The organism is Inquilinus limosus MP06, assembly GCF_000767795.1.
Classification (GTDB): Bacteria; Pseudomonadota; Alphaproteobacteria; order DSM-16000; family Inquilinaceae; genus Inquilinus; species Inquilinus limosus_E.
In genome coordinates this window covers 1-6,165 of record NZ_JANX01000382.1, presented here as the reverse complement: position 1 = coordinate 6,165, position 6,165 = coordinate 1, and the positions used below count along the sequence as shown (strand labels likewise).

Genomic DNA, 6,165 nt, shown 5'->3' with positions numbered 1-6,165 from the left:
GGCTCGTCACCGCGCAAGGCTGGGCCGACCCGCAGGCGGCCGTCGCGGCCATCCGGAGCCTGGGATGATGCGTGCCTCCCTCCGTTCCGCCCTGCTGCTGTCCGGTCTCGCGCTTCTGGCCGCGAAGCCCGCCGCCGCCCAGACCGCGCCCAGCTTCGACTGCAACCAGGCCGGCACCGCGGTGGAGAGGGCGATCTGCGCCGACCCTTCCCTGTCCTGGCTGGACCACACCATGGGCCGGCTCTACGCCGCGCTGCGCTCCGGCGGCGGCGCCAGGCTGCGCGACGGCCAGCGCGCCTGGCTGGCCGCCCGCAACAAATGCCCGGCCGAGGGCCTGCGCAACTGCCTGAGCGGCCAGTACATGACTCGCTTCGCCGCGCTGGCGTCCGGCTACGACAAGGGCAGGGTGACGGGCGTCTACAGCTACACCGACGGCAATGGCTGGATGACCGTCGTCCCGTTCCCGGACGGCACGCTGTCGGCGCGGATCGACACGGTCGGGGCGGCGCCGACCTATCCGGTCTGCCGGATCGAGCTGGACGGCGCCGCGGCCGCCAAGGCCGGCGCCCGCTGGACCGACCCGGAGTCGCCGATGGGCGACGACCAGCACTGCTCGATCGATCTCGGCTTCGCCGGCAAGGGCGCGACGCTGGCCGACCATGGTTGCGAGGTCGCCTATTGCGGCCTGCACGGGCGCTTCGCCGGCCGCTATCAGGGCAACTGAGCGGCCGGCACCGGCCCCTACTTCACCACCTTAAGCGGCCGTCCGGTGCGGCCGCGACGGACCGTGGCCGGCTTGGCCGGGGCGTCCGCCGCAGGAGCGGCGAAGACCTCGCGCATCCGGTCGAGCCGCAGCTTGACCTCGCCCGCCACCGGGCCGGCGGCGGAGGCCGCGGCCTCGATCACGGCGAAGGCGCCGTCGCGGATCGCGGCATCCTCGGGCAGCAGGCCCGGCAGGGCGGCCATCGCCTCCTCCGGCAGCCAGCGCAGGATCAGGTACTGCTCGCGCATCGCCGCCTTGAAGTCGGCCAGCGAGGTCCAGCGCCCCGGCAGCCTGTCGGCATAGAGCTGACGCAGCGTGGCGAAGCCGCGCTCATCCACCGCCCGCATCGGCCAGATGACGTAGAGGATGGCGCGCAGCACGGCAGCATGGACGTCGCCCTCGGCGACCTTGTCGCGCAACGCCTCCCGCTCTTCCTCCGGCTCGTTGCGGCGCGGCGGGCGGCGGTCGGCCAGGGTCTCGTCGCCGATGCCGAGCATCGCCTGCAGCACCGGGTTGCCGTAGATCGCGTAGAAGCTGCTCTCGATCCAGCGGTCGCGCCAGTCGCGCCAGCCGTCCAGCGCGGCGACGATCTGGCTCGACACCAGGTCCTGGAAGGCCAGGAACGGGTTGTCCGGCGCCGCCGGGCGGCGGTTCGCCCGCACCTGCTCGGCCGCCAGCGCAACCGGCGCCATAGCCGGATTGCGGTTCGAGAACAGCGAATACTGCAGGCGCAGCGGATTCATCCGCCGCCCCAGCTCCGCCGCCGGCTCATTGGCGAGCGCCTGGACCAGCGGCCGGGCGGTCGAGGTGTAGAGCGCGCGGTTGATCTCGGACACCCGCGCCGCGGTGGCGAAGGCCTTGTCCTCCTCGGCGGTGTTGATGCCTAGCGCACGCAGGTCGTTGATGCTGCGCGCCTCGAACCGCACCACATGGTCGCCGCGGATCAGCCCGGCATTCGGGTCGTCGGCCTGCTTCTCGATGATCACCGCCTCGTACAGGCCGGGCGCCAGCGTATCGATCAGGTCGATGTTCTGGATGAACTCGTTGTGCTCCTTCGCCGCGACGCGGCCGGAGACGAAGATGCCGAGATGGCCGATATCGTCGTGGATGGCGTAGATGATGGTCTGGCCGTTGGCGACGATGTCGTCGGTCGAGTCGTAGAGGTCGAGGATCCAGCCCAGCGCCTGCTGCGGCGGGGTGATGTTGTCGCCCTGCGAGCAGAACACCACGATCGGCGAGGTGATGTTGCGCAGGTCGATCTTGCGGTGGTCCGAGACCTCGAGCTGCCCGGCCACCAGCTTGTCGCCGACGAACAAATCCTCGGTGATGGTCTCGATCTCGTTGGCGTTGAGCTGGACGTAGCCGCCCCACCACTTCTCGAAGCTGAGATAGCGCGCCACCTCGGTGTCGATCTTGCTGTACAGGTTGTACTGCTTCGACCACAGCGTGTTGGCGGGGTTCAGGCTCTCGAAGTTCTGCACCAGATGGGCGCCGTCATAGCGGCCGTTGCCCAGATCGCTGGCCAGCGCCGCCGGCCAGCCGCCGCCGGCGAGTCCGCCGAGATAGCGCATCGGGTTCTTGCCGCGCGGCCCGTCCCAGTAGGACAAGGGCGCGCCGGCCAGGATCATCGGCCCGACGATGCCGGGCTTGACCGCGGCCAGCATCGCCAGCGCCCAGCCGGCCTGGCAGTTGCCCATGACGCAGGGCTTGCCCTCGGCCTTCGAGTGGCGCTCGGCAACGATGCGCAGGAACTCGGCCTGCGCCCGGCCGATATCCTCCAGCGTCTGGCCGGCCACCGGTACCGGCAGGAAGCCGATGAAGTAGCAAGGATGGCCGGCGCGGAGCGCGCGGCCGATCTGGCTTTCCGGCTTCATGCCGCCGATGCCCGGGCCGTGGCCGGCGCGCGGGTCGACGATGACGAAGGGCCGCTTGTTCGGGTCGACCGTCACGCCCTCGGGCGGCACGATCCGCACCAGCATGTAGTTGCAGGGCCGCTCCATCGTGCGGCCGTCGAGGATCAGCTCGAACTCGTAGGACAGCACATGCGGCGTCGGGTCGGCGGCATGCGTCAGGTACTGGTTGCCGCGCTGGCGCATCACGTCCCAGAACAGCACGCTGCGCTGCGCCGCATCGACCCAGTATTCGACGGCAGACGCCCAAGGCTCGGCCCAGGCGGCGCTGAGCGCGGCGCTCTGGTCGGCAGTACCGGTCATGGTCACCCGTCCTCTTCCATTCGACCCGCGGACGGCGGTCCGCGGCGGGGCGTTCTGCCCTCATGGTAAAATGGCGGTTCCTGCCCCGTCATTCCACCTTTGGTCGGACGATACACCAAATTCGTTGGTTTACATACGGTCGGGGATCTCGATGCCCAGCAGGCCCAGCGTCAGCTCCAGTTGCCGCAGCGTCAGCGCCGCGAGGCCCAGCCAGGAGGCGCGGCGCGCCGCATCCGGCTCGCTCAGCACATGGCAGGCGTCGTAGAAGCGGCTGAACTCCCGCGCCAGGGCGTAGGCGAAGTCGCACAGCTCGTTCGGCGCCCGCTTGTCATAGGCGTTGCGCACCGCATCGGGCAGCTGGCCCAGCTGCAGCATCAGCGCCCGGTCGGCCTCGTTCGCCGCCGGCAGGATGGTGCCGGGCGTGTCGCCCTGCCCCTCCGCCCGGCGCAGCAGTGACTTGGCGCGCACCGCGGCGTATTGCAGATACGGGCCGGTCTTGCCCTCGAAGCGCAGCATGCGGTCGAGGTCGAAGACATAGTCCGAGGACGGGTTGTTCGACAGGTCGGCGAACTTGACCGCGGCGATGCCGACCCGGCGGGCGATCTCGCGCCGCTCCTCCTCCGGATAGCCCTCGGCCAGATGCGCCTCCTCCAGCCGCTTCAGGCCGATCTCGGTGGCGGTGTCCAGGAGGTCGTAGAGCTTCATCACGCCGCCGGCGCGGGTCCGGAACGGCTTGCCGTCCGGCCCGTTCATGGTGCCGTAGCCGAGATGCTCCAGATCCGACTTGCCGTTCAGCCCGGCCTTGCGGGCGGCGCGGAACACCTGCTCGAAATGCAGCGACTGGCGCCGGTCGACGACGTAGAGGCCGAGGTCCGGGTCCAGGGACTGCCGCCGGTCGACGATGGTGGCGAGGTCGGTGGTGCCGTAGGTGAAGGCGCCGTCCGACTTGACCAGGATCAGCGGCGGTACCTCCTTCTTGTCGCCCTCCTCGGCAACGCGGACGATGACGGCGCCCTCGTCCGTCTCGGCCAGGCCCCGGGCCTTCAGGTCCTCGACCATCGGCTCGATCAGGTCGTGGACCGCCGCCTCGCCCTTCCACAGGTCGAACTGCACGCCCAGTGAGTCGAATTCGCGCTTCATCCCGGCGATCGAGACGTCGATGAAATGCTGCCACAGCGCCCGGTAGCCGGGCCGGCCGGCCTGCAGCTCCGCGGTCGCCTTGCGGCTCTCCTCCATCCGCGCCGGATCGGCCTTCGACGCCTGGGAGGCGGCGGGGTACAGGACCTCCAGATCCTCCATCGTCACCGGGCTGGCATTCGGATACGGGCCGGTGAAGTCCGGGTCGAAATAGGGCAGGTCCGGCTGGCGGCGGGCGATCTCGCTGATCACCATGCCCATCGGCGTGCCCCAGTCGCCCATATGCACGTCGCCCACCGCCTTGTCGCCGGCGAACAGGACGATGCGGCGCAGGCTGTCGCCGATGATCGAGGCGCGCAGGTGGCCGACATGCATCGGCTTGGCGATGTTCGGCCCGCCGTAATCGAGCACCACCCGGCGCGGCGGGTTGGTCTTCGGGACGCCCAGCCGCTCGTCGCCCGCCTGGCCGTCGACATGGCCGGCCAGCACGGCGTCGGTCAGCGACAGGTTGATGAAGCCGGGGCCGGCCAGGGACACGCTGGCGAAGCGCGGGTCCGCCGCCAGCCGGTCGGCGACGCGCTGTGCGATCTCGCGCGGATTGGCGCCGACGCGCTTGGCCGCGGGCAGCGCCCCGTTGCACTGGAACTGGCCGAGATCCGGCCGGTTCGAGACGGTGACATGGCCGAGCTCCGGCGGCAGCCCTTCGGCGGCGAAGGCGGCGGCGACGGTTTCGGTCAGCTTCGAGGCGAGCGAGGACATGCGGGCAGATCTTCCGGTTGCCCGCGGTTTTTAGGAGGAGGCCGCATCCGAGGCAAGGCCGTCCGCGGTCAGGCGACCCATGCTCGTATTGATCCGCTGCATCAGCGCCGCCTTGACGGCGCCGACATCGGCGGTGGCGACGGAGGCGGTGACCGTCAGCTCCACCACCCCGGCGCCGGGCTTGGACAGGTCGACCAGCTTCGACACGGCGACGGCGGGCTCCGTTCCCGGCACCAGCCGCGGATCGGCCTTCAGCGCGGCGACGATGTCGCGGCCCAGCGCCTCGCCCGCCGGGCCGGCCGGCGCCTGGAAGGCCAGCTCCATCTTCGCCGGGCCCGGATAGGTGGTGTTGTTGACGATGGCGGCGCCCCAGACCGCGCCGTTCGGCAGCAGGATCTGCACGTTCGCCGGGGTCACCAGCTCGGTCATGAACAGCGACAGCGACCGCACGGTGCCGGCCTTGCCCGCGACCTCGACCGCGTCACCGATCTTGAACGGCCGGAAGATCAGCAGCATCACGCCGGCCGCCAGGTTGGACAGGGTGCCCTGCAGCGCCAGGCCGATGGCGAGCGATGCGGCGCCCAGCACCGCCACCAGGCTGGTGGTCTGGATGCCGAAGATCTGCAGCACGGCAATGACGACGACCGCCAGCACCAGATAGCGCGCCAACGACGCCAGGAAATCGGCGATGGTCGGGTCGACATGCCGGGTGCGGGCGGCGAGGCGCAGCAGCCAGCGCTCGACGGACCGCGCCAGCCACCAGCCGAGGCCGAGCAGCACGATCGCGTACAGCGCGTTCAGGCCGTAGAAGACGAACAGCGCCCAGAGATTGTCGAAATTGAGCATCGGCGGTCCGGATGTGGTGTCGAAGGCGGCCCGTGGAGGCGGCGGAGTCACTTCGCTAACACATCGCCGCAAGGATCGATCCCCGCCGGGTTCGCCCTCTCCCCGGGCCACGCCATTCACACATCGATCGAGCGTCGTGCGCGTTGCCTCTTCCGCTTGCGGGACCTTTTCAGGATTCCAATGCCGTCATTGCGAGCGCAGCGAAGCAATCCAGGGGCCGGTTCGCACCGGCCCTGGATTGCTTCGTCGGCTTCGCCTCCTCGCAATGACGGCGAGGGATGGATGCTGTGAAAAAGTCTCGCAAGGCGAGCCGTGGCTGTGAGGGATCGGCCACCTCCCCCTGGGGTGAAGGCGCCCCCGTCCCGATCACCCGGTATCGGGGATATCCGGCCTTTCGAAGCAGTTATGGGGATCGATGCCGAGGGACCGGCAGAGGCGCCGGGCGAC

4 protein-coding genes are annotated in these 6,165 nt (G+C 70.0%); 1 reads left to right on the top strand and 3 read right to left on the bottom strand.

Features of this window, described 5'->3' with window-relative positions; translation table 11 throughout:
- Positions 1-67 precede the first annotated feature (67 nt).
- Positions 68-724, top strand: a complete 657-nt coding sequence (locus tag P409_RS36395; RefSeq protein WP_238578755.1) for a lysozyme inhibitor LprI family protein — start codon at positions 68-70, stop codon at positions 722-724.
- 17 nt (positions 725-741) lie between these two features.
- Here P409_RS36395 and P409_RS23585 read toward each other — a convergent pair whose 3' ends face one another.
- From P409_RS23585 to P409_RS23575, 3 genes are all read right to left on the bottom strand, one after another.
- Entirely contained in the window at positions 742-2,976 is a 2,235-nt protein-coding gene (locus tag P409_RS23585; protein ID WP_081991746.1) for a DUF3141 domain-containing protein, read from the bottom strand.
- A gap of 129 nt (positions 2,977-3,105) precedes the next feature.
- The gene (gene argS, locus P409_RS23580; RefSeq protein ID WP_034844438.1) at positions 3,106-4,872 is read right to left on the bottom strand and encodes an arginine--tRNA ligase; all 1,767 of its coding nucleotides are present in this window, start codon (positions 4,870-4,872) and stop codon (positions 3,106-3,108) included.
- Between the two features lie 30 nt (positions 4,873-4,902).
- Positions 4,903-5,718 carry a mechanosensitive ion channel family protein gene (locus P409_RS23575; protein ID WP_081991745.1) on the bottom strand — a complete coding sequence of 272 codons (816 nt, stop codon included), beginning with the start codon at positions 5,716-5,718 and terminating at the stop codon, positions 4,903-4,905.
- Positions 5,719-6,165: the final 447 nt, after the last annotated feature.

Coding starts and splice junctions, on each gene's coding strand:
- P409_RS36395 (WP_238578755.1), top strand. CDS start 68: ATGCGTGCCTCCCTCCGTTCCGCCCTGCTGCTGTCCGGTCTCGCGCTT.
- P409_RS23585 (WP_081991746.1), bottom strand. CDS start 2,976: ATGACCGGTACTGCCGACCAGAGCGCCGCGCTCAGCGCCGCCTGGGCC.
- argS (WP_034844438.1), bottom strand. CDS start 4,872: ATGTCCTCGCTCGCCTCGAAGCTGACCGAAACCGTCGCCGCCGCCTTC.
- P409_RS23575 (WP_081991745.1), bottom strand. CDS start 5,718: ATGCTCAATTTCGACAATCTCTGGGCGCTGTTCGTCTTCTACGGCCTG.